Below are 25,852 nucleotides of genomic sequence, written 5' to 3'. Positions count from 1 at the left end.
AAGAAAAGTATTCTAAATGAAATAAAGGATACTTTTAAGCAAAAAATCCTCACCGTTTACTTAAATTTAATCAAAGTGATAGATAATCAAATATGAAACAGAAATTATCGGAGGCATAATGAAAAATTTTCTTCTACTAGTGGCTTTAATTCTCTCCTTTGCATTTGATGCAAATGCTGGCAGCAGCGGTACTACTACTACTTTTGTTGATACAGATGATACAACATCATCAGTGATATGCAAGATAATAGGCTATACTCATGGCATAGGTGGACCAATGATCACAATAGTGATAATTGGTGCAGCGTTGCTTGCAATATTCGGCAGGATGCCGTGGCCAGCGCTTTTTGCACTCGGTGCATTTACTGCTGTGTTTTTTGGCGCTCCTGTAGTCGTTTCAAAAATAACACCAGGAGGTGTGATTTGTCAAGATGGTTTAGTAATGGATCATCCATAGAAATTATTGGAGGCGTAAACGTAGTTTTCTTTACTTGAAAGTGGTAAGTTTTACCACTTTCAGTGTCTATAACTACCTAATAAATTCTCTTTCTGTAATCATATTAGTTAAAGTCTGAATTCCAACGTCACGCGCTGGAATGACAAGGTTATCGTCATGCCGCCGCGAACCGTCATACCGTCACGGTATCTCTTAGCATAGATCCCGCTAACACGTAGCGGGATGACGGTTGTCAGGGTGTCATCCAAGTAGCTAACACTGATTTCTATCCAAAAGGGCAGTGCTCAGACACTGGAATCCAGAAAAAAGAATGGTGTCATCCCAGTGCCCAGACACTGGGATCCAGAAAACTTAATTTCAACTAAGTGGCTGCATAATAAAGGCTGGATTCCAGTGCCAAGCACTGGAATGACATCATAGGGGCACTGGGATGACAAAAAAAGGAGCACTGGAATGACATTTCTATAGGACTCTTAAAATTACAACCAATCTAAATATTAAGAAATTTACCAAATGAAAAAAAAGGCAAAAGAAACCCCGTAGTGCGAGTTTTGACCCTCTAATACTTTAAATTGGCGCTGTAATAATTTGCTGACGCTTAGTTTAAGCGCGATTTGGCTGAATGTAGAAAAAATAAAAAAGACATGCAGCCGCTATAATTTTATGTAATCCGCCAAAAAATACCCTAAGTTTTTTACTGAATTTTGTCATTGAACCTGCGCAGATCAAAAACAAGTTTTGAGTCAAAAATACTCTTAATACTATAATAAGGGCGCTGGCGGAATTTGTCAAGTAGGTTTTGCATTTAATTTAAAGTAAAAAAAAACAGAAATGTTCTGGTTTGAGGTTTAATTGCCGGAATTTACAATTGGGAGTTGCCTGTATGAGCTTTGAAAGAGGTACTATTCATTTGATAATTTAAAAAACTTGAAAGAATAAAGATAGCTATTGAAATTGTCTTGATTTACATCAGTTATCCAAGTTTGACATTGAATACTTAACACTTCCTCTATTAACGCCTTTCTGTAATGTTTATCCAGATGAGACATTATATCATCAAGTAGAAGAAGTGGTGCCTTATTGTAATGAATACACCTTGCTTTTACACTGGATAAAATAATAGAAAGCAGTAATAACTTTTGTTCTCCAGTGGAGCACAGATTTATTGGTACGTTTCTTTTTTGACAAAAAACCCGAAAATTATCGTTATGCACACCAAAGGTTACTCTACCAGTCAATGAGTCTTTTTCTCTGTTTTCCTTTAGACGATTCTGAAAATATTCTGCAGTATCGTTCAAAGTTAGTTGGCTGCTGAATTTCAAACTTGCCTTCGGAAAAAGCTCACTGGAATGGTTATCAATTGTGTCTTGTAATATTTTTAAAACAGACGATCGCATACGTAAAATACTAACTGCATTAACAGCCATTATGTTTTCAAGACTAGAGAGCCAATTTTCGTCCAAGGTGTTCTCTCTCAACAGTTTACTTCGCTCATGTTTAGCTTTTCTATATTTCATGTAGCAGCAAGTGTAATTTTCTTCAAACAGTGAAACTATACGGTCTAAAAATTTTAATCTGTCACTTGGAGAATTAAGAAGAACATAGTCCATTTGTGGAATCAGCCATATTACATTGGATATCTTATACAGAGATGAATAACTTGATTGCGTTTTTCCATCAATTTGTATTAGTTTCTTATCAAAACTCTTTGCGATACCAATTGAATTAAAATCCGTTCCATTAAAAAAATCATAGTGCACTGCCCAATCTTCATTACTGAATCTATTTTGTATCTCACTGGCTTTTGCTTTTTTCATTCCATTGCTTTTAGCAAGCAACGAGATTGCTTCAAGTATATTAGTTTTACCAATACCATTTTTGCCAGTTATTACAACTGAGCTATCATCTGAATCCAGTTCAAAGTTTGAGTGGCTACGAAAATTATGTAATTTCAGCTTTTTTATGTAGCAATGGGTAGCCATTAACCTATTCTTTAGTTTATATTCTCTTTACTTCTTCCAGAACCTCATCAACATGTCCACTAACTTTTACATTTTTCCAGATCTTCACTACTTTACCTTTTTTATCTATTAAAAAAGTAGTGCGTTCTATTCCCATATACTTTTTGCCAAACATACTTTTCTCTACCCAAACACCATATTTTCCCAACATTTCAGCATTCTCATCAGAAACTAAAGAAAACGGCAGAGAATATTTTGCTTTGAAGTTAGCGTGGCACTTAACGCTATCTTTTGATACACCAATTATCACTGTATCAAGGGAAGAAAAATCATCTATTTTATCTCTAAAGCCTTTTGCTTCCATCGTACAACCCGGAGTATCATCTTTAGGATAAAAATAGAGAACTACATTTTTTTTATCAAAAAATTCACTCAGTGATAAATTTTCACCAGAATCTGTTGGTAAGCTAAAATCAGGTGCATTATTTCCTACTACTAACTCCATACCTTGCTCCATTAATAACACTTCTATCTATAGTAGTATATTGTAGTCAGAGTATCAAATTTTATATATAGCTAACACAGATAAGATTCTTGATAGGGGGCTTATTGATAACTGCCTTCTCGGCTTGCCGCTTTTGATAAAGTGTGATTCTCAAGACCATATCAATAGATCCTATTAAAAATCAATCGAATCTTCACATGTTTGCTCTTCATAAAAGAAGTTCAATGTTATCGTAGTACCAAGTTTTGCTTCACTTTTAATGTCGAAAGTTCCACCCATTAACTCTACTAATTTCTTGCTTAGCGGCAATCCGATGCCCGTACCTTCATTTCTATATCCCGAATTTGCTTGGCCAAAAACAGACATAACTTTATATATATCCTGCTGCATTATTCCTATTCCATTGTCATGAAACTCAATAGTTAATAAGTTTTTTTCTATATTTTCTTTTACCACCATTCTTATTAAACCACCCTTTGGGGTAAATTTGATTGAGTTTGATAATAAATTTATTATAACTTGTTTCATTCTCTTAGGATCTGCAATAACTAATAATTGCTTATTAGGTATCTCTTTTTTTAAATTAATCTCAGTTTCTCTTAATTTAGGTAATAGCATATTTATGCATGAATCCATTATTTTGTTCAGGTTAAACTTCACTTTTTCTACTGTTAAACTACTTGATTCAGCTTTTGAAAAATCTAACACATCATTAATTAAGGTAAGTAAGTGTGTTCCTGCATTATATATATCGTCTGCATACTCCTTGTATTGAGAATTATCCATTGAACCTAAAGTTTTATTTTTGATCAACTCCGCAAATCCAATAATAGCATTAAGAGGTGTGCGTAATTCATGTGTAACGCTTGCAAAAAACTTTAGCTTGTTTGCATTTTCTTGCTCTAATGTCTCTTTTATCTTCTGTAATTCAATGTTAGTTTTATGTTGCTTGGCTAGCATTTGGGTATTAGAAAAGTGCAAATAGAACATTATTAATATTAAAATTATTAATAATAAGCCTAAAAATGTTAAAAATAGGCCATATGCTATAATATAAGAATTATTGTAGTTTCGAAGAATCTTCAAAAAAAACGACGGTTTAACGCTATTTTCATGGAATATAGGGAAAATAGAAGTTAATGTATTTCCTGTAGTATAAAATATTTCTTGGTTACTTAATAGTTTATCAATTTCATCGTTTGTAAGTAACTGTTCATAATCATAATCTTGAGTGTTAAAATTACTGAATATTATTCTGCCGTTTTGATCATACAGTATTAAGCTGAAATCCTTTACTTTGCTCACTGATTGTAATAATTCAGCACGCAGCTTTACCAGTTGGTTTATGTAATCAAAACTTTTGTATTTAATGTGATGCTTTTCTATTAGTAAATAATGGTATTTTTTTATGATACCATTTTCCAGTACACTTTTTAAGTTTACACTTGAATCACGGTAAGAAGAAAGGAAATTACTCCTTAGTAAATAATTACAATATATCACACTGAATAAAATCATAAAGATCGATGAGAGTAATACAATAACTTTTGTGTATTTGTTTTTCTCCAGTGCAGAAAACATTAATTTACCTAGCTTATACATATCCTTCTTATTGTGAAACAACGGTTTTTATGTTATTAATAATAAAATTTAGCATATAATATTTTATGACAATTTCTCCTATCTTGCCAGTTTATTCTCCTGTTAATATAAATTTTTCTCATGGCAAAGGTATCTACCTATATGATGTTGATGGTGAGCGCTACGTAGATTTTCACTCCGGAATAGCCGTTAGTAGCTTAGGTCACACTAATTCGCGATTAATTAGTGCTCTTAAATTGCAAGGAGAAAAATTATGGCATATATCAAATACCTATAATATACCTGCCGCCAATAATTTTGCAGAAAAATTAATAAACAACAGTTTCGCTGACACTGTATTTTTCTCAAATTCTGGATCAGAGGCAGTAGAATGTGGGCTTAAGATTGCTAGGGTCTATCAAAACGGAAAAGGCAATAAAAACCGTCACAGAATTTTAACATTCCATGGTGCATTTCATGGAAGAACCTTCCTAACTTGTGCTGCAAACGATAAACAGAAATTTTCTGAATTACTGAGTCCCTGTATTGATTGGTGTGATAATATCGAGCCCAATATTGAGAGTGTAAAGAAAGCAATTTCAAGTGATATAGGCGTTATATTAATAGAACCAATACAAGGGCAAGGTGGTATCAAAGTAATGAATGAAGTCTTTATGAAAGAACTAAGAAAGCTGTGTGATGAAAATGACATATTGTTATTTTTTGATTGCGTGCAATGCGGTGCCGGTAGGACAGGAAAATTATTCGCATACGAACATATAGGAGTGGAACCTGATATATGTGCTCTTGCAAAGGGAATAGGCGGGGGGTTTCCGCTAGGGGCTTGTCTTGCAACTGAAAATGCTGCTAAATACATGGCAGTTGGTATGCACGGTTCCACTTTTGGTGGCAATCCGCTTGCAACCTCAGTAGGTAATGCTGTGCTCGAAGAATTGCTCAGCCCCGGCTTTTTGAAAAATGTTGAAATTAGAGGTAAATACCTAAAAAATAAACTAGAAAACTTAGCAAGTAAATTTCCAATAATAGAAGAAGTGAGAGGGGAGGGGCTAATGCTTGGAATAAAAGTGAAAGCAGACAATCAAAAGTTTGCAGAAGAGTTAAGTCATCGTGGTTTACTCACTGTTGGGGTAACATCAGATAACGTTGTGAGAATTTTGCCTCCATTAATCATCGCTGAAAAAGGGATTGATGAAGGAATTGAGATTCTTAGACAATATTTATCTGAGAAATCTTCTGGTTAGATAATCCATATTAATATGAACGACAATCTGGTATGCTTAGGAATTATTACCTCTCCTCACGGAATTAAAGGAGCTGTTAAAGTAAAAACCTTTACTGAAAAGCCCGAAAATATCTCCTTATATGGTGAGCTAATAAGTGGTGATGAGAATTATGAAATAGACTCAGTATCCGTCATAGGTGATAATTTAGTAATAGCTACAATAAGCGGAGTAAATTCCCGTAATGAAGCAGAGCTTTTAAGGAATAAGAAGCTATATATAGAAAGAAGCAAGTTACCAGAGCTAAATGATGAGGATGAATTTTACCAAAGTGACCTTGTAGATATGGAAGTAAGGCTGAAAAGTAATGAATTATATGGCCATGTAAAATCTGTGTATAATTTTGGCTCAGGGGATATATTAGAAATTTTAGTTATCAGCACAAAAAAACGCATTATGCTATCTTTCACTAAAGAGATATTTCCACATATAAATATAAAGGGGAGGTATATAGTATTAAATATGCCAGAATTTATTGACTAATAAAGACTTTGATATTTATATAAAGCTACTTATAATTGTAAGATCAAACTGAAAATGTAATTATGGCAGAAAGAGCTAACGATATCAGACCAGGTCAGGTGTTGGAACATAACGGCGGATTATTTTTGGTTGTAGGTATTATGCATACTCAACCTGGTAAAGGTGGTGCATACATACAAGCCGAAATGAAAAACATCAAAACCGGAGCAAAACACTATGAAAGATTTCGCTCTGATGCAACAATCAGAAGGGCAATTTTAGATGAAGAGGAGTATGTTTACCTTTTCACTGAAGGAAACATTGTAAATCTTATGCATCCAAGTAATTACGAACAAATCACTATAAATTTAGAATTATTGGGAGAAAAAAAGATTTATTTGCAAGATAATATGAAAATTAAAGTAGTAACTTATCAAGACAAAATAATTTCTGCGCATGTGCCTGATTATGTTACACTTGCTGTGAAAGAAACAGAGTCTGTTATTAAAGGACAAACTGCTACTGCTTCTTATAAGCCTGCAATTTTAGAAAACGGAATGCGTGTTAACGTGCCTCAGTTTATAAAAGAAGAGGATAAAATTATAGTACACACTACTGATGACAGCTATTACGAAAGAGTAAAAGAGTAAATGTCCATTTCCTCACCACGAATCAATGTGATGCTTGATTCTGTACGCAGTGCTTCCAAGCAGCTTATGCGCGATTTTAATGAATTGCAAATCTCCAGTGTTAAGTCAGCGGACTTTATCAATAAAACTTATTCAAAATCCAAGCAAACCATATACGATTGCTTGCACGACTACAAACGAGACTATGGGTTTATTTCCGAAGATGATACTGATCAAGAAGTAAAAGATGACACTTATACCTGGTTTATTATGCCTATAGAGGGCAGGGAGAATTTTTCTAGTTGTATGGTTTATTTTGCAGTATCAGTCTGCCTCATTCATAAAAACAAAGTTGTAGCAGCTGTAATTGATGCTCCGGCTCTTAGAGAAACTTTTTGGGCAGAAGAAAAGAAAGGTGCTTTTCTTGAGGATTTTAGATCTCGTCATATAAAAATGCGAGTGAAAAGCCGTGAAGGGGGTCTAATAGATGTAAGTGGTAATTTGTTAAATAAATTGCTGCCTGGCAATAGTAATGTACGCTCCATCGGTTCAACAGTTCTGGGTTTTGCATATCTTGCTGCAGGAAGATACAGTGGAATAGTTTACTCTGGAATTAACAAATACAAAACTTCGCTCGGTAGGCTTTTTCTGCAAGAAAGCGGTGGAAGGCTAACGGAAGACAACGGATTAATTATTGCTGGCGATATTAAATTAGGATAAACAGGCTACAGAGATAGACAACTTTTCGAAAACTTTTACAAGAGATTCTGTTAAATGTTCTATCATTTCATCAGTATGATAAGGTGTAGGGGTAATACGGAAACGCTCAGTTCCTCTTGGAACTGTCGGGTAATTTATATGTTGAACGTATATTCCATACTCATCAAATAATAATTTTGATGCTCCTTTGGATAACTCTGGGTCGCCAATTATTATTGGAATTATATGAGTTTCTGTTGGAATGAAGTTAATTCCTGCATTTCTCAGTGAGTTTTTTACTTTTTCAACGACTTGCTTTTGCTTTTCCCTTTCAATGTTGCTCGATTTTAGGTGCTCAACGCTTGCCTTTGCTGCCGCTGCTAAAACAGGCGACATAGCAGTGGTGAAAATAAATCCTGGAGCGGAACTTCTTATTACATCTACCAAGCTCTTTGAAGACGCTATATACCCACCCATCACTCCAAAAGCCTTCGATAGTGTACCTTGAATAACGGTTATTCTATCCACCAGGCCTTCTCTTTCTGCAATTCCGCCACCATGTGAACCATACATGCCAACTGCGTGCACCTCATCCAAATAGGTGATTGCATTATGTTGATCTGCAAGATCACATATCGCTTCAAGCGGCGCTATATCGCCATCCATTGAATATACGGATTCAAGTGCTATTATCTTTGGTGTTTTTGTGTCTACGGACTTTAACAACTGCTCTAAGTGATCAACATCATTATGTCTAAATATATGTTTTGGTCTTTTTCCTGATTTTATGCCTTCTATCATCGAAGAATGGTTTTTCTCATCTGAGAAAATTACTACGTCAGGAATAACAGACGATAAAGTGCTAAGTGTTGTCTGGTTAGCGAGGTAGCCACAAGCAAAAGTTAAAGCAGCCTCTTTTTTATGTAAACAAGCTAGGGATTTTTCCAGTTCGACAACCTCTTTTGTTGTGCCAGATATATTTCTTGTTCCTCCAGCGCCAACAGATGAATTTTGAATAGCGGCAATAACTTTCTCGTTCTGTGACATTCCCAAATAGTTATTACTGCACCAGACTATTACTTCCCTATTTCTTTCATAGTCCATAATGTGGGGGAGCCTACCTGGCAATGACGCAAAGTTCGTAAATTCACGGTAGCGCCCCTCATCTTTTATATCTTTGATTTTGTTCAAGAATATTTCTTCGTAGTTTACCAAGTTTTCATTCGCTAATAATTAATATAATTATAATAAATTATTAAATGGTAAACTACAATATTTATTCCTTATTGTGCTGTTAGTTCAGCTGTTTTAACAGTTTCAACATTGCTGTTTTCAACTGAGCTTTTAGGTGTGCAGCAGTATATAACTGCAGCAGCAACCAGACAACAAGCTCCAACTGCTATTCCTGCAGCTAGCATTTCCAAGTAAACTGCAATAGCTATTCCTGAAACAACTCCAGCTACTGCTAATGCAGAAGCAGCTATAACAGGCAGCTTACTACTTTTTATATTTTGTGAACCATTGGTTGGATTAGTAGACTGTTTGCTGTTGGTTGGAATACCATTTTGTTCAAGTTTTTTGTTACCTACTAAAGGTACTTCTGCTGAACTTGATTTCGATTGTGTATCTTGTCTATCATTACCTTCATGTGCAGAACTATCCTCACCATTTGCTGCACCTAACACAGGTCCTTTTTCTACAATTACTGATGTATCACTGTTATCAGGTTGAACTGAAGTATTACCAAGACCATATTGTGGTACATGTTCAGCAGGTTGAACAGGAGTTTGCTCTTTCTTACCAATATCAACTAATGGTGCGGTAGCATCGTTCTTATCATCCTCTTCAGTAGTTACCTGTGAACTATTATTGTTACCAATATATGTTTCCCTAAATTGCTCTTCTTTTTTTTGTTCATTTTTCTTTTTTTCTTTTTTAGATTGTTTTATTCTCTCTTGGCGTTGCTTGTTACTATTTTTACCCATTTCACCCTCCTCAAAATTATTACTTATAGGCCCCGTTATTGAAACCCTCATGCTATTTAGTACATCGCTTTCTCCTTTTTGTGCAAGAGCATTTTCTTCCACCTTTTGACTGTCAGTACTTTTGGATTTTTGACTACTTAATTGACTATTATTTTTTCCATCCACTGCTTGGCTTGAGGTTGCAGTTTCGCCTATCATAGCTGAGGTATCCTCTACATTCACAATAGGTGATACTGCATTATCACTGCTTCTTTTATTAACTTGTGTATTCGCTTGTGTCTGTATATTTGCTTTACTGGAAGTATTGATTAATTTACTACTTTCTAACAAACTTCTAATTAGATATAGATTATTCAAAGTATCCCTATTTTTTTGATACTCATTACGAGTCATACTTGGAGAAAGCTCCATACTTATTTTTTCAAGCTGTTCTGCAACTACTGGTAAAGCTTTCTCAAATTCTTCCTTGCATATTGCCTGAAGAGCTGCGAATTTTAGGTCAACATGCTGACATAAGGGTACAACAACTCCATAACTAGCTTCTTTTATCGCATTGCTCAGTATATTTTGTATGGTTTGCCTGACTACTTGCTGTTTATTATTGAGTATGCTTTGATAAATTTGAACATGAGCTAGAACACTGATTATAATGTCTTGACTTCCAGTATTAGACAATGCAACTAGAATTGATTCATATATTTCATCAAATTCGTTATTTTTAGATTTATGATCAAGATAATTAATAACATCATTGCTGCACTCAGCACATTCTTTGCATAGGTGCTCAATAAATGCAATATTGCCAGCATCCAATGCAGTTTTCAGAATTAAATCATAAATTTCTTTTCTGCCACGAGCTCCTATGTTTTTCAGGATTTGTTGCCTTAGTATTGTAATAACTTTATCATCTGCAAATGCTTGTTCATATACATCGTAAATGGCATGACCTGTACTATTAGTGTATCGTTTGCACAAGTATTCAATGACAGATATGTGTTCTTGACTTATCGCAGTTTCTAACAAGGTAGCAAAGCTCTTTTTTAATAACTCTTCTGTTGAGGCTTTTTTAGTTGGCTCATTAATATATCTTTCAAATGCATCCAGCACTATCGTGATGAATTCTTCATTTTTGACCAGAGACGCTGTTTCAAGCACACCATACAAAGGATCAGGATTACTTGTTTTTAATACTTGTTCAAGATCTCTTAAGACGCATTCAACAAAAACTGTGTCTAATAAATTTTGTTCCTTTCTTAATGCTGTAGCTGAGAAGAAGTCAATCTTATCAGGTTCGACAAGTTGTATAGCTTGACCTTTTAATCTTCCATAAACTCCATCGGTACCATGGAATTTTTCTATAAAAGCTTCAATATATTTTTGACCACCAACAAGGAGAGGTAAAAGACTTAAATTTTCTTCAGCAAAAAGAAAATCCTGATATTGCTCTACTAGCTTGTCATTAGCTGCAATTGCCAATAGTACCAATTCTTTTACTGAATAATCATACTTGAACTCTACTTGGTCAAATTTATACTGTGATAGTACATTTGAATATATATGTTGATGGTTGCTTCTGTTTTGTAACTCCAAATTAAGTTGATTTGAACAGAAATCTTTGAGATTTTCATTATCCAGCGTAATAGACCTGCCTTCATAATTTTCAATATTTTGTACAACCTTGTCTAATTCTTCACAATTATCTTCTTGTATAGCTTGATTTAAGATATTTATAATCTCAGCAAAAGTTAAATTTTCAGAGATGATATCATATAAATCTTCATCTTTTGATTCTACGGTAAGCGACCTATCACAACCATCAGGAAAGTTTGCAAGTATTTCATTCTCTAGACTCAGATCTTCAGGGAGTGTATCACATGGATTAGCTGGTATCTCTTGACTTTCGCTATCTAGAACTTCAAACTCTTCTTCAATACCTGAATCTTCAGAATCTGGTTTTTCAAAACCATGCCAACTTTTGATTAATCTTTCAGAATTTGATTGGCCCTGTGAAGTTGTATCTTGTGATACAAAGTCTCTAAAATTGGAACCAAACATGTTTTACCTCCTAACTAGCAGCTAAGCTAAGTATAGCATTAAACAGAAATCTTGCCAAGCAAATTATTCAGTCTCTTAGCAAAGCTGCTCGCGTCATCCATCTCTTCGCCTTCCACGATGCAAGCTTGGTAAAACAATAAGTGAACCATGTCCTCCAATGTTGGGGTTTCACCACTTTCAGCGTGAGATTTCATTATGCTTTTTATTACAGGATGTTTAGTGTTAATTTCCAGCACCTTTGGCGTGCGGTAATTTAGCTGCTTTTGTTCGCGTAAAAAACGCTCCATGCGAAGATCCATAGCACCTTCGTCAACCGCCAGGCATACGGGACTACCGGTTAGCTTTTTGGAAATTTTTACGCTTTTCACTGAATTGCCAAGAACCTTGGTGAAATATTGCAGTATAGAATCTGCATTTTCCTCAGTTTTTTCTTCATTCGATTTATTTTCTTGATCTTTCTTATCTTCTTCTGAAGAGAATTTTTCCAAATCAACATCAGCGCGGGTCACAGACTTGATTTTCTGATCTTTGTATTCATGAATTACACTAGTCCAAAAGTCATCAACTGGATCAACAAATAGGAGCACTTCTAGTCCTTTGCTGACAAACCCCTCAAGTTGTGGACTGTTTTTCACTGAATCCAAGCTGTTTCCGGTGAGATAATAGATATGCTCCTGCTCAGGCTTCATTCTGCTTATATAGTCATCAATGCTGACTAATTTCTCATCACCAGTGCTATGAAATCTGCAAATCGAGAGCAGTGCCTCTCTCTCATCAGTTGGCATAGCTTCGCAAAGACCTTCCTTTAAAACTGCACCAAAATTGGTCCAGAATTTTGTGTATTCTTCTAAATTCTCTTTTGCCTTTTTACCAAGCTCTGATATCGCGCGTTTAGTGAGGGATTTCCTGATTTGCTCAACAACACGATTGTTCTGCAGTGTTTCTCTGCTGATATTAAGAGGCAAGTCCGGTGAATCAACAATACCTTTCAAGAAACGTAAATACTGCGGTATGATCTGTACATTATCTTCAGTGATAAATACTTTATTTACATATAACTTAACAGAGCAACGTCTATCTGGATGGAATAAATCAAAAGGTTTAATGGAAGGAACATAAAGCAAATTCGTATATTCTATTGCACCTTCATTTTTATTATGCAATATCATCCAAGGCTCCCCGCCAACGTGAGCAACACTGCGGAAAAAATCGTTGTGCTCCTCTTGAGTAACATCATTTTTTAGCTTAGTCCAAATTGCAGCCTTACTGTTTAACTTTTCACTTTTTCCTTCTTCATTTATGAATTCAACAGGAAAGTTTATGTGATCAGAGTAAGTAGTGACAATATTTTCAATACGAAATTTATCTAAAAACTCGTTTTCTTCAGGATGCATAATGAGTGTAATTTTAGTTCCACGAGAAATTTGATTATCTAGTTTACTTATCAAATACTCTCCATCTCCTTTGGATTGCCAGATCCAAGACTCCTCTTCTCCAGCTTTTCTCGATTCTACTATTACTTCTGATGCAACCATAAAGCTTGAGTAAAAACCAACACCAAACTTCCCAATCAGCTCCACAGTTTGGCTTGAATCCTTGCTATTCTTAATCGCATCCAAGAACTTTTGCGTACCAGAGCTTGCAATTGTACCAAGATTATCTATTAAATCCTGTCTGTTCATTCCGATGCCATTATCAGTGATATATAGCTCGTTCTTATCTTTATTGGAGCTGATAGTGATTTTTAATTCATCACTAGAATCCAGCAAATTAGGATTTAGTTGAGATTCATAACGCAACTTATCACATGCATCCGATGCATTTGATATTAACTCACGCAGAAAAATGTCCTTATTAGTATAAAGTGAATGAATCACTATATTCAGTACTTTTCCTACTTCAGCATCAAATTTTAAATTTTCAGTTTCTTGTACGTTATGCATTTTGAGCTCCATGATTAGCCTACTATCCTAATAATTTAAGTATTGAATTACGATCTTTCAAGGTCACGTACATCAAAATTAATGTGGGTGTAGTTATTATGACACCCAATTTATGGGATCTCTTGCATAACAAACTTTTGGCAGTGTGTCAAGCAGCTTTTTCGCTTCTGTGAGCTACTTGGGTGACACCAACAGTTGATATTGGTTTGTTGCTTTGCTGGCAGCTACTAGCTATGCCTCAAGTTTCCTATTCAAAACTTTCAATATTAAATCTAATTCATTTGGATTATTATACCGTATCATAACTTTACCCTTAGAATTGTTGTCATTAATTTTGATCTTTAAACCAAGTTGAGAAGATATAGCGCCTTCTATTACCGTCATATCTTGATTTCTAGTATATCTCTGCTCTTTTTGATTATTATTTTGGTGTAAGTCTTTTATCAATTTTTCAGTTTGTCTAACACTTAAGGCCTGAGAAACTATTCTTTCTGCAATATCTTCTGCATTTTCAACATTAATCAGTGTTCTTGCATGACCCATAGACAATTTTTTTTCATTGATCATCATTTTCACACTATAGGGAAGTGATAACATCCGAGTCATATTAGTTATGTGGCTGCGGCTTTTGCCTATAGCTGAAGCTAATTCTTCATGTGTATAGAAAAACTCATCTATCAGTTTTCTGTAAGCTTCACCTTCTTCTATTGGATTAATATCTTGTCTTTGTATGTTTTCAATTATGGATACTTCCAAGCATTCCTTGTCGTTCAAATCTTTTATGATAACCGGTGCACTATTAAGATTTGCAATCTTGCTTGCTCGCCAACGACGTTCCCCAGCTATTATTTCGTAACCATCATCATTTGAATCTTTGCGTACCACGATAGGCTGTATAATGCCGTTTTTCTCTATTGAACTTGCAAGTTCTCTTAATGATTCCTCGTCAAAATGTTTCCTCGGTTGAAATTTGCTTGGGTGCAGTAATGAAATAGGCAAATACTCTTGTCGATCTTCTTTATTATCATAATTATCGCCTATGAGGCCGGCAAGACCTCTGCCGAGGCGTCTATCATCCTTCATACCACGCCCTCACTCACTAGCTTCTTTTCCTTACAACTGCTCGCGTGCTTTTTTAAAATTTCCCTTGCCAAACTTATATATGCTTGTGCACCAGGACACTTAAGATCATACACAATAGCGGGTTTTCCATGAGAAGGCGCTTCTGATAACCGTACGTTACGTGGAATAACAGTCTCATACAATGGGATGATAGTTTTGTATACTTTATCATTTAAATACTGGCAAATATCGTTTTTAATCTGTTCACTGAGTTTGTTACGCCTGTCATACATTGTTAACACTATCCCTTCTATTGCCAAAAAAGGGTTTAGGTTATTCCTTTTTATCAGTTCTACAGTTTTAACTAAATGGCTTAATCCTTCCAGAGCAAAAAATTCACACTGAAGAGGAACAATAATAGAATTAGCAGCAGTCAAAGCATTTATGGTTAGAAGCCCAAGTGATGGAGGGCAATCAATGATTATATACTCATAATTATCGCATATCTTCTCTAATGCGCTTTTTAGCACAAATTTTCCTCGCTCAAGTTGCGATAATTCAATTTCTGCAGCTGATAAATCAACTACTGACGAAATTAGTGATAAATTTGGAATTTCCTTTATATTGAAAATTGCCGATTCTATCAATTTATTTTCGCTGCTCAGTAGTATTTTGTATATATTTTTTTCTTCCCTACTACGATAAGAAATCCCGAGCCCTGTACTAGCATTTCCTTGAGGATCAAGATCTACCAATAAAGTGCTTTTTCCCACAGCAGCAAAGGCTGTCGATAAATTTATACTAGTTGTGGTTTTGCCAACTCCACCCTTTTGATTTACTATTGCAATAATCTTGCTCACGCCTTTTATCTTATGTATAAAATAATTCTATTGTATATATGCAAGAAACTTTTGCATTAGAAAATTTTTTTGTTGCTAATCGTACTAAAATTAGACTATTTTTTTTGCTTCGTGTAATACACTTTGAACTTTGTCTCCTAATTCATTCAGAGTGAATGGTTTTGGCAAAAAGTGAAAATCTTCTATATTGATGTCATCACTCTTTAAAAAAGCATCTTCTGCATACCCAGAAATAAAAATAACGTTGATATTTGGCCTATGGATCAATGCTTCTTTAACTATTTCTGGGCCGCTCACCTCTGGCATGATTACATCAGTGATTATAAGATCTATGTGTTGACTTTTTTTACTGATTATTTCTAGCGCCTCGCTGCCTATGCTCGCTTCTATTACATCAAATCCTTTTCTTTTGAGTGCTTTAGAGATGAATTCCCTTACTGAATCTTCATCTTCGATCAATAAAATTATACCATTACCTTTAATTTCACTTACTACCGGTCTTTCTATTTCTTCACTATCTTCCTCTCTCAAATTTTCATCTGATATGTAAACCATGGGCAAAAATATGCTAAATTTAGTTCCATGATTTACTTTGCTAGCAACATAGATGTATCCTTCAGTTTGTTTAATAATGCCATATACAGTAGAGAGGCCAAGACCTGTACCGGAAGCAATATCTTTAGTAGAAAAAAATGGATCAAAGATCTTTTCAGTTGTATCACTCGTCATTCCACATCCTGTATCAATTACTTCAATCACAACATAATTTCCATGTTCAATCGCTTCCTTGTCTGGAGAAAACATATCCTGAGGTGTAGAATTTAATGAGTCAATCTTTTGATTAAAGGTTCGTATAGTTAATTCTCCACCCTTTTCCATAGCAGCACTAGCATTGACTGCTAAGTTAAGTATAACTTGCTCTAATTGCCCTTGATCAGCCCTAACAGCACCCAAGTCTCTACCATAATAAATATTAAATTTTATATTTTCACCTATTAATCTTTTTATCATTTCATAAAGATTAGCTATAGTACTATTTACATCAATAATTTTTGGCTGCAAGGTCTGTCTTCTTGAAAAAGCAAGCAATTGTCTTACTAAATTTGATCCACGCTTTGCATTTTGCTGTATCTGTATTATATCTCCAAAAGATGGATCACCAGCTGAATGTTGGAGTAAAAGCAAATCGCAAAATCCTATTATCCCAGTCAATATATTGTTGAAATCGTGCGCAATACCACCTGCTAACTGCCCTATAGCTTGCATCTTTTGATAATGCTCAAGCTTTATCTCTAGGTTTTTGTGTTCAGTATTGTCAATAAAATAACAAAGTATGAAGATCATTTTGTTATGAAGAAACTTATTGAAATATATTTTTATGTTATTACCGCCGTTGAGCTGTACATCAAAGGATGCATTATTTATTCTATTACTCGAAAAATATTCACGTATTTTCACATGATAACTATCCAATATCAATGTAAAGATTGAATTATTATCTGACCCTGCAAGCTTTATTAGTGCCGTATTTTTCTTTACAAAGTTGCCATTTATGTCACATTGTGCAATAGCAATTGATGAATTTGCAAAACAAGGGTGTAATTGATAATCAACAATATTTGATTCGGTTGGTGTTATAAAGCCATATATATAGCTATGGTTGTATTTATCACAAAATATAGCAGTGCTCATATAAGCCTTGAATGGAATACCACTTATAGTAAAAAACAAAATTTCATTATCGGTTGTTGTATTGTTATATTTAGATTGAGATATAAAATCACTGATTGAGCTACCTTTTTCCAGTTTTTTCAGTTCAAATATGTCTAAAAATCTTTTATTTACAGATAAAATCACCCCTTTGGCATTTGCAATGTAAGTTCCTATACTGTGTTTTTCTATTAACTCTTCATATATCTGCTCCTTGTTTGTCTGTGTTGCTTTTAACACAAAATACCCATCTGGCCTTGCTATTGGCACTAATGATAAATTTAAAATCTTATTACTATTTATAGCAATTTGGGGATTATCTGGTATCGGCTCAAAGAGCAAAAGAAAGTTAGATACTCTATTCTTCTTGTTTAAGGAAATGCATACCTGTACAGAAGAGTTATTTTTTAGTGCATGATAGAGTACTTTTTTGTCTTCTTCTGAAACATCTCCTATTTCAAGAATCTTGCCCAACGTAATGTCATCATCTATATGATCTTTAAACCTTTCGTAGAACCTTGCATCAGCATAAATAATACCCTCATCTTTGTGTAAAATAAGGCAAAATTCTGTATTATGATTTAGTGCATTTGCAAATATTGCATTTTGAAATTCTATAGTATTAAGTAGGTATCTGTAGCGTTTTACATTATATATCATAAAGAGAGTTGTTAGAATGCTAACTAATAAATTAATCTCTATATTAATATGCTGACTATATATATCAAAAAAGTAGAGTATCGATATTGCTACTGGAGGTAAGAGCATAATAACTGCCATCACAACAATTGACATTCCATAATTTCTTAGTATGAAGTCAACCCTGTTCTCTTTTTTGTTATCTATGTATCTTTTACTCATTATTGTTACTTGGCATCGTTGTACATACGAAAATGTTTTATTATATTGATTTAATTATTATAGATTTATTAACGTCTTTGATAGATAATTATCATCCAAATCTAATTAAGTTCCTTAAATATCAGATATAACAATGTTAATAAGCTAGCGAGAGGATATTATGGAAAAACAAAGAACACAAGCATTTAAGTGGTTCTGTGCACTAAGAGATAAGATTATAGAATCTTTCTTATTAATTGAAAAACAATCATCCGCAGAGCCAAAGATCGAAAAGAGAAAGTGGGATCGCCCAGGTGGTGGAGGTGGTGAATCTACAATTATTTTTGGTAATGTTTTTGAAAAAGTTGGAGTAAACGTTTCAAAAGTACACGGAAAATTTGCAGATTCAGCCATTAATGAGATTCCTGGTGCAAGTGAAAGTAACGGAGAGTTTTGGGCAAGCGGTATATCTTTAGTGTCTCATATGCAATCGCCCCTTATCCCTGCAGCGCATATGAACACAAGGCTGATATATACTTCAAAACAATGGTTTGGTGGAGGAATGGATTTTACGCCGATATATAAAAATGAAGAAGATTGCAAGTATATTCATGAATCAATCAAAATGACATGTGATAGATTTGACACCGGATATTATCCAAAATTTAAAGAGCAATGTGACAACTATTTTTTCTTACAACACAGAAAAGAGCCGCGTGGCATTGGTGGTATTTTCTATGATAATCTGAGTTCTGGCAATTGGGAGAATGATTTTGAGTTCACAAAAGCAGTAGGTGAAGCCTTTTTGGAAATTTATTTGCACATCATACGTAAACATATACAAAAATCTTGGACAAAAGAACAACGAGAAAATCAATTAATAAAACGTGGCAGATATGTAGAATTCAATCTGTTATACGATCGTGGCACAAGGTTTGGTTTGATGACTGACGGCAATCCAGATGCAATTATGATGTCAATGCCACCACTTGTTAAGTGGGTGTAAATCACTCTTATTGCAAATTGGGATTTCACAAAAACTGCTTGTGTCGTAAAACAATTGAATTGACTTTATGTGCATAATCAATATAACTTGAGTTATTAACATTGACTCTTTCGTCTAGTGGTTAGGACACCACCCTTTCACGGTGGTAACACGGGTTCAAATCCCGTAAGAGTCACTCAAATAGAATATAATTAAAGTTTTAAATGGGAAAAATTAGGCTTTATGTTGAAGAAGCTTTATCACAAGGCGTGAGTTTAGCACTTAATCCACAACAAAGTCACTATATTTGCAATGTAATGCGGCTTAAGAAGTATGGTAATCTCTCTCTTTTTAATGGAAAAGATGGAGAATGGTTAGGAGAAGTAGTTAATATATCGCGTAAATTGACAAAAGTTACACTCAAAGAATGTACTAAACAACAGCAGTATGAGGAAAATTTATACTTATATTGTGCCATGGTAAAAAGTGCTGCTTTGAACAACATAGTAAGACAGGCAACTGAAATGGGAGTAACCTGCATTCAATTTATTTCAACGGAACGTACAGTAGTAAAAAACATTAACCTAAGTAGAGCAAAATTACAGGCAATCGAAGCTGCGGAACAATCCGGTAGGATGAGTATACCAGAGATTTTGCCTCCTATTAACTTTTGTGAGTTACCTGATTCCCAGAGTAAAAATTTTGTTTTATGTGATGAAACAGGTAAAGCTGATAAAGTGCTGAAAGGCAAAAAAAATGTTGCTATTATTGTTGGCCCTGAAGGTGGTTTTTCATCTTATGAACTTGATCTTGCCGATAAGTTTTGTCAAAAATTGAGTCTAGGAAAAAGAATTTTAAGAGTCGATACTGCTGTAGTTGCTGCACTAACTTTCACCAATTGGTGTAGCTAGATTTTTAAATATGGCTAAGATAAAGAAATCTGGTTCAGTGTTGCGCGCACAAAAACTCTGTAGACTCTCTACGAAGCAGTCTGTTGTTAAAGAGGAGCTAATAAAAAACATATTCTAAGATAATATTAAATCTCGTATTATATTTTTTCTAAAGTAAACAAATGAATCTTGCATTTTGCCTGAGTTATTGATACTCTGAGTAAAGAAGTCGGGGCGTAGCGCAGCCTGGTAGCGCATTTGGTTTGGGACCAAAGGGTCGGGAGTTCAAATCTCTCCGCCCCGATGTTAGTATAATTGTAAAAACGCTGTAACATAAGAGCAATCTCCATCAGTAAGCAAGTAGCTGACACTGGAATGACATCATTTACCATGTAAATTGTGGCATATTACATTTTAACGCTCAAGTTTATAAAATAATTGACAATGTTAATTTTCTAATTTATAAATAGATTTTGAAATGATTACCGAAGGAGGTATAGAGTTTGATAGAAGTATCAGTCCATTATGGTGATGTAGACAGAGCTCTTCCAGTATTGAAAAAAACAATTCAAAAGGAAGGAAGAGGGTTGAAAATGAAAAAACAATATCATGAAAAAAAATCAGAAAAAAGAGCCAAAAAGAAAGCTGAAGCTAAAAAAAAGAGGTACCAACAAGAGTGCAGAAGGCAGCGTTATGGTTGGTAGTTTGTACTCAAGTTAATAGTTTATCATTGGTTGTTTTATGAATATTCACGAATATCAAGCGAAAGAAGTTTTGCATAAATTTAATGTCCCAGTGCCAAAAGGTTTTGTTGCTACATCTGCGGAAGAAGTAAAGACTCAAGTAAGTCAATTAAAATCTGACGTGTTTGTAGTTAAAGCTCAAATTCATGCAGGTGGTAGGGGTAAAGCCGGTGGCGTAAAGCTAGCAAAGTCAGCTGAAGAAGCTCAACAGTTTGTAAAGGACATGATTGGTATGACTTTAGTTACTCATCAAACAGGGCCAAGCGGGCAGCAAGTAAGAAAAGTGTACGTTGAAGAAGGCTCAAGCATTAAGAAAGAGTATTATTTAAGCCTGGTAATCGACCCGAAGCTCAGTAGGCCAATATTCATATTTTCCTCAGAAGGTGGAATGGACATTGAAGAAGTGGCGAAAAATTCTCCCGCAAAAATTGTGAAATTTGATATTGATTCTGCTACAAGTTTTGATAGCAGCAAGTTAAGCAGCAGTTTTCATTTGAGTCCAGAACAAATAGAAAAAATAACAAATGTTGCAAAAAATATATATGATGCGTTTATTGCAACTGATGCGAGCCAAATTGAAATTAATCCACTGGTTGAAACAAGTTCTGGAGATTTTATTGCGCTCGATGCGAAAATTAATTTCGATGACAATGCTTTATATCGTCACCCAGAAATTATGGAACTTCGTGATTATGATGAAGAAGTGAAAGAAGAGATAGAGGCTTCAAAGTATGGGCTCAGTTACATCAAAATGGATGGCAGTATTGGTTGCATGGTAAATGGTGCAGGTCTTGCTATGGCAACAATGGATATAATAAAATACTACGGAGCAGAGCCTGCTAACTTTTTGGATGTTGGTGGTGGAGCGAGTAAAGAAACTGTAACTGAAGCATTTAAAATCATATTGTCTGATAGCAACGTAAGAGGAATTTTGGTTAATATATTTGGTGGTATAATGCGTTGCGATATTATCGCAAGTGGAATTGTTGCGGCTGCAAAAGAAATGAGCATTAAAGTTCCTCTAGTGGTTAGATTATCAGGTACTAATTTTGAAGAAGGAAAAAAAATCTTAGAAGAGTCAGGATTAAATATTATTGCTGCAGATGAACTGGGTGATGCTGCGCAAAAGATAGTAAAAGAGGTAAAATAAAGCATGTCCGTTTTAGTAAATAAAGATACAAGATTAATATGCCAGGGTTTTACTGGTGCACAAGGTACGTTTCATTCAGAGCAAGCTATTGACTACGGGACGAAAATGGTTGGCGGTGTAACTCCTGGAAAGGGTGGTAGCACTCACCTTAATTTACCGGTTTTTAATACTGTAGCAGAAGCTAGAGAAAAAACTGATGCGAATGCCACGGTAATATATGTACCTGCTAAATTTGCTGCTGCTGCAATACTTGAAGCAATAGATGCAAAAATAGAATTGATAGTTTGTATTACAGAGGGCATTCCTATACTTGATATGGTGAAAGTTAAGCGCGCGCTTGTTGATTCAAAAAGTCGATTGGTTGGTCCCAACTGTCCGGGAATTATTACGCCTGAAGAGTGCAAAATAGGAATTATGCCTGGCCATATCCATAAGCGTGGATACATAGGAATTATGTCTCGCTCTGGAACTTTAACTTACGAAGCAGTAGCACAAACAACCGCTGTTGGTCTTGGTCAATCCACATGTATCGGAATTGGGGGAGATCCAGTTCATGGTATGACATTTGTCGACTGTATGGAGCTCTTTTTAAAAGATGACGATACTCATGGTATTGTAGTTATTGGTGAAATAGGTGGAAACGAAGAAGAAGATGTATCACATTTTGTGAAAACAGAAAAGACTAAAAAGCCAATCGTTGGTTTTGTAGCAGGTCAAACAGCACCTCCAGGAAGACGTATGGGACACGCTGGAGCAATCATCTCTTCCAGCGGTGGAAGTGCTGGTGCAAAACTAGAAGTTATGCGGAGTGCCGGGATTGCAATTGCTGAAACCCCTGCGGTGATTGGTAAAAAAGTTTTGGAAGTAATGCATCAGTGCCTAACCTAAAACGCAACTGTACGAACGTTGTGATATAAGGGACCAAGAATGATGTCATCCCAGTGCCTTGACTACTTGGATCCAGGAAAGTTTGCTTGCTTACAAGCAAACTGATTTGGTGAGTATAAAAGTGTTGTGTTATAGCTAACGCTGACTCTACGTCATACCGCCGCGGTATCTCATCCTCTAACACGTGGCGGGATGACGAATCACTATACCGCCGCGAACCGTCACACCGCGATTCATTCGCGGTATCTCATCCTCTAACAAGCAGCGGGATGACGAGGTTATCGTCATGCCACCGCGAACCGTCATACCGCCGCAGACCGTCATACCGCCGCGGTATCTCTAGATCCCGCTAACACGTAGCGGGATGACGAATTACTATACCGCCGCGAACCGTCATACCGTCACGGTATCTCTTAGCATAGATCCCGCTAACACGTAGCGGGATGACGAGGTTATCGTCATACCACCGCGAACCGTCATACCGCGATTCATTCGCGGTATCTCTAGATCCCGCTAACAAGCAGCGGGATGACGATTGTCAGGCTAGCTGTCATTCAAGTAGCTGACACTGGTTCCTTTATGACGGCAGTGCCCAGAGGTGTCATCCCAGTGCCCAGACACTGGGATCCAGAAAACTTAATTCTAACCAAGTGGCTGCATAATAAAGACTGGATGCCAGTGTCAAGCACTGGCATGACAGCAGTCCTACGTCATACCGTCACGGTATCTCTAGATCCCGCTAACAAGCAGCGGGATGACGAGTTACTTAGCTGTCATGCCGCCGCGAACCGTCATACCGTCACGGTATCTCTAGATCCCGCTAACACGTAGCGGGATGACGAGCTTATCGTCATTCCACCACAAACCGTCATACCGCCGCGGTATCTCTAGATCCCGCTAACACGTAGCGGGATGACGAATCACTATACCGCCGCGAACCGTCACACCGCGATTCATTCGCGGTATCTCTAGATCCCGCTAACAAGCAGCGGGATGACGATTGTCAGGCTAGCTGTCATTCAAGTAGCTGACACTGGTTCCTTTATGACGGCAGTGCCCAGAGGTGTCATCCCAGTGCCCAGACACTGGGATCCAGAAAACTTAATTCTAACCAAGTGGCTGCATAATAAAGACTGGATGCCAGTGTCAAGCACTGGCATGACAGCAGTCCTACGTCATACCGCCGCGGTATCTCTAGATCCCGCTAACACGTAGCGGGATGACGAATTACTTAGCTGTCATGCCGCCGCGAACCGTCATACCGTCACGGTATCTCTAGATCCCGCTAACACGTAGCGGGATGACGAATTACTATACCGCCGCGAACCGTCATACCGTCACGGTATCTCTTAGCATAGATCCCGCTAACACGTAGCGGGATGACGAGGTTATCGTCATACCACCGCGAACCGTCATACCGCGATTCATTCGCGGTATCTCTAGATCCCGCTAACAAGCAGCGGGATGACGATTGTCAGGCTAGCTGTCATTCAAGTAGCTGACACTGGTTCCTTTATGACGGCAGTGCCCAGAGGTGTCATCCCAGTGCCCAGACACTGGGATCCAGAAAACTTAATTCTAACCAAGTGGCTGCATAATAAAGACTGGATGCCAGTGTCAAGCACTGGCATGACAGCAGTCCTACGTCATACCGTCACGGTATCTCTAGATCCCGCTAACACGTAGCGGGATGACGAGTTACTTAGCTGTCATGCCGCCGCGAACCGTCATACCGTCACGGTATCTCTTAGCATAGATCCCGCTAACAAGCAGCGGGATGACGATTGTCAGGCCAGCGCCCCTATAATGTCATCCCAGTGCTTGACACTGGGATGGCTTTGTTGCATAGCAACCGAAAAAATCTGGTGGCTACTGACAAAATTCATTATAAATAACCATTTAACTGTTGAAGAAAAAATATGCCACAGAAAATGAAAGTCAGTAACCAAAACGAATATAACAAATTCCTTGAAAAAAGGGGAAATATTTTTCGTTACATCGATGAAGCTATCGAAAATTGGTATGAAAATAGTCCAAAAATGCAGGGCGGCAACTATATTTACAGTGATAAAGTCGTAATTTTGGTGCATATAATTGTCAATCTTTTTAGAATTGGTTTAAGACAAACGGTGGGGTTTATAAAAGGATATCTGCAACAAATAGGAAAAAAATTGGCAGTTATCAGCTATTCACAAGCATCAAGAAGGTTTAAAAAACTTAATATTAAGATAAATGATTGCAGGGTTGATAAAAGCAACATGGAAAATATTGAAATTATCATAGATAGCACAAGTATCAGCATTTACAGTAACACTCCTGGCCACAGTAAGGAAAACAGTGCAGATAGAAAGTACCGAAGCTACGAGCAAGTAAGAAAGTTACATGTTATGTTAAGTGTGAATAGTAAAAAAGCTATAGCTGCAAGATACAGTAATGGCGTCTACTCTGACCACTATGGAGCTTGCGATTTGCTTGAAGAAGTTAATTTTCAGCACAAAATTATATGCAGATAGGGCATACGATAGGCACAAACTTTATAAATTGTGTAAGAAATACGATATAAAGACAAAAGTTCTACCAAAAAAGGATGCAGCAGAACATTCAAAAATAGATTATATGTCTGACAGAAATGCTGCTATTAGGTTAATAAAATTATATGGACAAGATGGTGTAAAAGAGTGGAAAAAGGAAGCAATTTATGGAAAGAGATCTTACATAGAAGGATTTTTCTCAAGGTTGAAGCAAGTATTTGGATTTAGCTTTAGGAATAAATCTGAAGTAAATCGTGAAAAAGAATTACTAATTAAGTGCTATTTGCTCAACAAATTCACTGATATTGGTATGGCTAAATTTGAAATCATTACATAAATTTGTCGTAAACCATCACTGCTTAAGGTGCTATGCAACAAAGCCCACTGGGATCCAGCTAAGTTGATAAGCATAAAAATAGATGTTTTACGTTGAAATACAACGTTTTCGATGAGATTGCAGGAAGGCTGGATGCCAGTGTCAAGCACTGGCATGACACCATTTGTTGTGTTTAACAAAGTTCGTACTTAGCTTCATGTTAGCTATAAACGTTAAGAAATTTACCAAACGAAAAAAAAGGCAAAAGAAACCCTGGTCACTGTCTATTTTCAGTATTG

At 36.1% G+C, this 25,852-nt stretch carries 30 protein-coding genes and 2 tRNA genes; 17 read left to right on the top strand and 15 right to left on the bottom strand.

The window, feature by feature from the left end; all coding sequences use genetic code 11:
* The first annotated feature begins 118 nt into the window (after window positions 1-118).
* Window positions 119-457 (top strand): TrbC/VirB2 family protein, encoded by a 339-nt coding sequence (locus tag ABWU69_RS07795; RefSeq protein WP_353285152.1) that lies wholly within the window; start codon window positions 119-121, stop codon window positions 455-457.
* Window positions 458-564: 107 nt separating this feature from the next.
* On the opposite strand, the gene ABWU69_RS07790 is transcribed toward ABWU69_RS07795, so the two are convergent.
* The 5 genes from ABWU69_RS07790 to ABWU69_RS07770 form a co-directional block, all read right to left on the bottom strand.
* The gene (locus ABWU69_RS07790) at window positions 565-705 is read right to left on the bottom strand and encodes a hypothetical protein (RefSeq protein WP_265034727.1); all 141 of its coding nucleotides are present in this window, start codon (window positions 703-705) and stop codon (window positions 565-567) included.
* A 36-nt stretch (window positions 706-741) separates the two neighbouring features.
* Complete coding sequence (locus ABWU69_RS08095; RefSeq protein WP_410541701.1) at window positions 742-906, bottom strand: hypothetical protein; 165 nt, start codon at window positions 904-906, stop codon at window positions 742-744.
* 453 nt (window positions 907-1,359) lie between these two features.
* Entirely contained in the window at window positions 1,360-2,439 is a 1,080-nt protein-coding gene (recF, locus tag ABWU69_RS07780; RefSeq protein WP_265034725.1) for a DNA replication/repair protein RecF, read from the bottom strand.
* A 16-nt stretch (window positions 2,440-2,455) separates the two neighbouring features.
* Window positions 2,456-2,923 carry a thioredoxin-dependent thiol peroxidase gene (bcp, locus tag ABWU69_RS07775; RefSeq protein ID WP_265035707.1) on the bottom strand — a complete coding sequence of 156 codons (468 nt, stop codon included), beginning with the start codon at window positions 2,921-2,923 and terminating at the stop codon, window positions 2,456-2,458.
* 174 nt (window positions 2,924-3,097) lie between these two features.
* On the bottom strand, window positions 3,098-4,525 hold the full coding sequence (locus ABWU69_RS07770; protein WP_353285445.1) for a sensor histidine kinase: 1,428 nt from the start codon (window positions 4,523-4,525) through the stop codon (window positions 3,098-3,100).
* 65 nt (window positions 4,526-4,590) lie between these two features.
* Here ABWU69_RS07770 and ABWU69_RS07765 point away from each other — a divergent pair, with 65 nt between their 5' ends.
* The 4 genes from ABWU69_RS07765 (at window position 4,591) to ABWU69_RS07750 (ending at window position 7,616) form a co-directional block, all read left to right on the top strand.
* Window positions 4,591-5,766, top strand: a complete 1,176-nt coding sequence (locus ABWU69_RS07765) for an aspartate aminotransferase family protein (protein WP_265034724.1) — start codon at window positions 4,591-4,593, stop codon at window positions 5,764-5,766.
* A 15-nt stretch (window positions 5,767-5,781) separates the two neighbouring features.
* A complete protein-coding gene (gene rimM / locus ABWU69_RS07760) occupies window positions 5,782-6,288 on the top strand; it encodes a ribosome maturation factor RimM (RefSeq protein WP_353285151.1) in 507 nt (168 codons plus the stop codon).
* Between the two features lie 62 nt (window positions 6,289-6,350).
* Window positions 6,351-6,917, top strand: a complete 567-nt coding sequence (gene efp / locus ABWU69_RS07755; RefSeq protein ID WP_265026164.1) for an elongation factor P — start codon at window positions 6,351-6,353, stop codon at window positions 6,915-6,917.
* Complete coding sequence (locus tag ABWU69_RS07750; protein ID WP_265034722.1) at window positions 6,918-7,616, top strand: inositol monophosphatase family protein; 699 nt, start codon at window positions 6,918-6,920, stop codon at window positions 7,614-7,616.
* Here the strand turns inward: ABWU69_RS07750 and hemA are convergent.
* The 6 genes from hemA to ABWU69_RS07720 form a co-directional block, all read right to left on the bottom strand.
* A complete protein-coding gene (gene hemA / locus ABWU69_RS07745) occupies window positions 7,608-8,810 on the bottom strand; it encodes a 5-aminolevulinate synthase (protein WP_265034721.1) in 1,203 nt (400 codons plus the stop codon). The two genes, ABWU69_RS07750 and hemA, sit on opposite strands and share 9 nt — an antisense overlap.
* 68 nt (window positions 8,811-8,878) lie before the next feature.
* Window positions 8,879-11,635 carry a hypothetical protein gene (locus ABWU69_RS07740; RefSeq protein WP_353285150.1) on the bottom strand — a complete coding sequence of 919 codons (2,757 nt, stop codon included), beginning with the start codon at window positions 11,633-11,635 and terminating at the stop codon, window positions 8,879-8,881.
* A 38-nt stretch (window positions 11,636-11,673) separates the two neighbouring features.
* Window positions 11,674-13,578, bottom strand: a complete 1,905-nt coding sequence (htpG, locus tag ABWU69_RS07735; RefSeq protein ID WP_265034719.1) for a molecular chaperone HtpG — start codon at window positions 13,576-13,578, stop codon at window positions 11,674-11,676.
* A gap of 231 nt (window positions 13,579-13,809) precedes the next feature.
* Window positions 13,810-14,661, bottom strand: a complete 852-nt coding sequence (locus ABWU69_RS07730; protein ID WP_265034718.1) for a ParB/RepB/Spo0J family partition protein — start codon at window positions 14,659-14,661, stop codon at window positions 13,810-13,812.
* Entirely contained in the window at window positions 14,658-15,500 is an 843-nt protein-coding gene (locus tag ABWU69_RS07725) for a ParA family protein (protein WP_265034717.1), read from the bottom strand. The genes ABWU69_RS07730 and ABWU69_RS07725 overlap by 4 nt, the downstream gene beginning before the upstream one ends.
* Before the next feature lie 90 nt (window positions 15,501-15,590).
* Window positions 15,591-18,071, bottom strand: coding sequence for a response regulator (locus ABWU69_RS07720; protein ID WP_265034716.1), 2,481 nt, complete (start codon window positions 18,069-18,071; stop codon window positions 15,591-15,593).
* Between the two features lie 160 nt (window positions 18,072-18,231).
* Between ABWU69_RS07720 and hemF the strand changes: the two genes are divergently transcribed.
* The 7 genes from hemF (at window position 18,232) to sucD (ending at window position 22,706) form a co-directional block, all read left to right on the top strand.
* Complete coding sequence (gene hemF / locus ABWU69_RS07715; RefSeq protein WP_265034715.1) at window positions 18,232-19,056, top strand: oxygen-dependent coproporphyrinogen oxidase; 825 nt, start codon at window positions 18,232-18,234, stop codon at window positions 19,054-19,056.
* Window positions 19,057-19,159: 103 nt separating this feature from the next.
* Window positions 19,160-19,231: transfer RNA gene (locus tag ABWU69_RS07710), tRNA-Glu, on the top strand.
* Between the two features lie 28 nt (window positions 19,232-19,259).
* The gene (locus ABWU69_RS07705; RefSeq protein ID WP_353285149.1) at window positions 19,260-19,946 is read left to right on the top strand and encodes a 16S rRNA (uracil(1498)-N(3))-methyltransferase; all 687 of its coding nucleotides are present in this window, start codon (window positions 19,260-19,262) and stop codon (window positions 19,944-19,946) included.
* Between the two features lie 209 nt (window positions 19,947-20,155).
* Window positions 20,156-20,229, top strand: a tRNA-Pro gene (locus ABWU69_RS07700).
* A 199-nt stretch (window positions 20,230-20,428) separates the two neighbouring features.
* Window positions 20,429-20,629, top strand: coding sequence for a 30S ribosomal protein S21 (gene rpsU, locus ABWU69_RS07695; RefSeq protein WP_006279819.1), 201 nt, complete (start codon window positions 20,429-20,431; stop codon window positions 20,627-20,629).
* 37 nt (window positions 20,630-20,666) lie between these two features.
* A complete protein-coding gene (gene sucC, locus ABWU69_RS07690) occupies window positions 20,667-21,818 on the top strand; it encodes an ADP-forming succinate--CoA ligase subunit beta (protein WP_341812816.1) in 1,152 nt (383 codons plus the stop codon).
* A gap of 3 nt (window positions 21,819-21,821) precedes the next feature.
* Window positions 21,822-22,706, top strand: coding sequence for a succinate--CoA ligase subunit alpha (gene sucD / locus ABWU69_RS07685; RefSeq protein ID WP_265034712.1), 885 nt, complete (start codon window positions 21,822-21,824; stop codon window positions 22,704-22,706).
* A 177-nt stretch (window positions 22,707-22,883) separates the two neighbouring features.
* Here the strand turns inward: sucD and ABWU69_RS07680 are convergent, their stop codons facing one another.
* Window positions 22,884-23,030, bottom strand: a complete 147-nt coding sequence (locus ABWU69_RS07680) for a hypothetical protein (protein WP_353285148.1) — start codon at window positions 23,028-23,030, stop codon at window positions 22,884-22,886.
* A gap of 25 nt (window positions 23,031-23,055) precedes the next feature.
* Window positions 23,056-23,226 (bottom strand): hypothetical protein, encoded by a 171-nt coding sequence (locus tag ABWU69_RS07675; protein ID WP_341812817.1) that lies wholly within the window; start codon window positions 23,224-23,226, stop codon window positions 23,056-23,058.
* 8 nt (window positions 23,227-23,234) lie between these two features.
* On the opposite strand from ABWU69_RS07675, the gene ABWU69_RS07670 reads away from it, so the two are divergent.
* Both ABWU69_RS07670 and ABWU69_RS07665 read left to right on the top strand, forming a co-directional pair.
* A complete protein-coding gene (locus tag ABWU69_RS07670; protein ID WP_265034710.1) occupies window positions 23,235-23,537 on the top strand; it encodes a WPE palindromic element domain-containing protein in 303 nt (100 codons plus the stop codon).
* A 162-nt stretch (window positions 23,538-23,699) separates the two neighbouring features.
* A complete protein-coding gene (locus tag ABWU69_RS07665) occupies window positions 23,700-23,921 on the top strand; it encodes a WPE palindromic element domain-containing protein (protein ID WP_265034709.1) in 222 nt (73 codons plus the stop codon).
* Between the two features lie 70 nt (window positions 23,922-23,991).
* On the opposite strand, the gene ABWU69_RS07660 is transcribed toward ABWU69_RS07665, so the two are convergent.
* Window positions 23,992-24,162, bottom strand: coding sequence for a hypothetical protein (locus ABWU69_RS07660; protein WP_341812817.1), 171 nt, complete (start codon window positions 24,160-24,162; stop codon window positions 23,992-23,994).
* A gap of 8 nt (window positions 24,163-24,170) precedes the next feature.
* Between ABWU69_RS07660 and ABWU69_RS07655 the strand changes: the two genes are divergently transcribed.
* From ABWU69_RS07655 to ABWU69_RS07645, 3 genes are all read left to right on the top strand, one after another.
* Window positions 24,171-24,392 carry a WPE palindromic element domain-containing protein gene (locus tag ABWU69_RS07655; RefSeq protein ID WP_265034707.1) on the top strand — a complete coding sequence of 74 codons (222 nt, stop codon included), beginning with the start codon at window positions 24,171-24,173 and terminating at the stop codon, window positions 24,390-24,392.
* A 233-nt stretch (window positions 24,393-24,625) separates the two neighbouring features.
* Window positions 24,626-25,219 (top strand): transposase, encoded by a 594-nt coding sequence (locus ABWU69_RS07650; protein ID WP_353284976.1) that lies wholly within the window; start codon window positions 24,626-24,628, stop codon window positions 25,217-25,219.
* On the top strand, window positions 25,161-25,574 hold the full coding sequence (locus ABWU69_RS07645) for a transposase (RefSeq protein ID WP_353284975.1): 414 nt from the start codon (window positions 25,161-25,163) through the stop codon (window positions 25,572-25,574). Before ABWU69_RS07650 ends, ABWU69_RS07645 begins: the two co-directional genes overlap by 59 nt.
* On the opposite strand, the gene ABWU69_RS07640 is transcribed toward ABWU69_RS07645, so the two are convergent.
* Window positions 25,517-25,753, bottom strand: a complete 237-nt coding sequence (locus ABWU69_RS07640) for a hypothetical protein (RefSeq protein ID WP_353285147.1) — start codon at window positions 25,751-25,753, stop codon at window positions 25,517-25,519. The genes ABWU69_RS07645 and ABWU69_RS07640 overlap by 58 nt on opposite strands.
* Window positions 25,754-25,852 lie beyond the last annotated feature (99 nt).

The sequence above is a fragment of the Wolbachia endosymbiont (group A) of Beris morrisii genome (genome assembly GCF_964028185.1).
GTDB lineage: Bacteria > Pseudomonadota > Alphaproteobacteria > Rickettsiales > Anaplasmataceae > Wolbachia.
Note: the sequence above shows the minus strand (reverse complement) of the source record. Positions and strands in the feature narration are given on the sequence as shown.

Excerpts from the sequence above, each read along its gene's own strand:
- ABWU69_RS07795 (WP_353285152.1), top strand. The coding sequence starts at position 119 with ATGAAAAATTTTCTTCTACTAGTGGCTTTAATTCTCTCCTTTGCATTT.
- recF (WP_265034725.1), bottom strand. The coding sequence starts at position 2,439 with ATGGCTACCCATTGCTACATAAAAAAGCTGAAATTACATAATTTTCGT.
- bcp (WP_265035707.1), bottom strand. The coding sequence starts at position 2,923 with ATGGAGTTAGTAGTAGGAAATAATGCACCTGATTTTAGCTTACCAACA.
- ABWU69_RS07770 (WP_353285445.1), bottom strand. The coding sequence starts at position 4,525 with ATGTATAAGCTAGGTAAATTAATGTTTTCTGCACTGGAGAAAAACAAA.
- ABWU69_RS07765 (WP_265034724.1), top strand. The coding sequence starts at position 4,591 with ATGACAATTTCTCCTATCTTGCCAGTTTATTCTCCTGTTAATATAAAT.
- rimM (WP_353285151.1), top strand. The coding sequence starts at position 5,782 with ATGAACGACAATCTGGTATGCTTAGGAATTATTACCTCTCCTCACGGA.
- efp (WP_265026164.1), top strand. The coding sequence starts at position 6,351 with ATGGCAGAAAGAGCTAACGATATCAGACCAGGTCAGGTGTTGGAACAT.
- ABWU69_RS07750 (WP_265034722.1), top strand. The coding sequence starts at position 6,918 with ATGTCCATTTCCTCACCACGAATCAATGTGATGCTTGATTCTGTACGC.
- ABWU69_RS07740 (WP_353285150.1), bottom strand. The coding sequence starts at position 11,635 with ATGTTTGGTTCCAATTTTAGAGACTTTGTATCACAAGATACAACTTCA.
- htpG (WP_265034719.1), bottom strand. The coding sequence starts at position 13,578 with ATGCATAACGTACAAGAAACTGAAAATTTAAAATTTGATGCTGAAGTA.
- ABWU69_RS07730 (WP_265034718.1), bottom strand. The coding sequence starts at position 14,661 with ATGAAGGATGATAGACGCCTCGGCAGAGGTCTTGCCGGCCTCATAGGC.
- ABWU69_RS07720 (WP_265034716.1), bottom strand. The coding sequence starts at position 18,071 with ATGAGTAAAAGATACATAGATAACAAAAAAGAGAACAGGGTTGACTTC.
- hemF (WP_265034715.1), top strand. The coding sequence starts at position 18,232 with ATGGAAAAACAAAGAACACAAGCATTTAAGTGGTTCTGTGCACTAAGA.
- ABWU69_RS07705 (WP_353285149.1), top strand. The coding sequence starts at position 19,260 with ATGGGAAAAATTAGGCTTTATGTTGAAGAAGCTTTATCACAAGGCGTG.
- sucC (WP_341812816.1), top strand. The coding sequence starts at position 20,667 with ATGAATATTCACGAATATCAAGCGAAAGAAGTTTTGCATAAATTTAAT.
- sucD (WP_265034712.1), top strand. The coding sequence starts at position 21,822 with ATGTCCGTTTTAGTAAATAAAGATACAAGATTAATATGCCAGGGTTTT.
- ABWU69_RS07680 (WP_353285148.1), bottom strand. The coding sequence starts at position 23,030 with ATGACGGTCTGCGGCGGTATGACGGTTCGCGGTGGCATGACGATAACC.
- ABWU69_RS07670 (WP_265034710.1), top strand. The coding sequence starts at position 23,235 with ATGACGATTGTCAGGCTAGCTGTCATTCAAGTAGCTGACACTGGTTCC.
- ABWU69_RS07665 (WP_265034709.1), top strand. The coding sequence starts at position 23,700 with ATGACGATTGTCAGGCTAGCTGTCATTCAAGTAGCTGACACTGGTTCC.
- ABWU69_RS07655 (WP_265034707.1), top strand. The coding sequence starts at position 24,171 with ATGACGATTGTCAGGCTAGCTGTCATTCAAGTAGCTGACACTGGTTCC.
- ABWU69_RS07650 (WP_353284976.1), top strand. The coding sequence starts at position 24,626 with ATGCCACAGAAAATGAAAGTCAGTAACCAAAACGAATATAACAAATTC.
- ABWU69_RS07645 (WP_353284975.1), top strand. The coding sequence starts at position 25,161 with ATGGAGCTTGCGATTTGCTTGAAGAAGTTAATTTTCAGCACAAAATTA.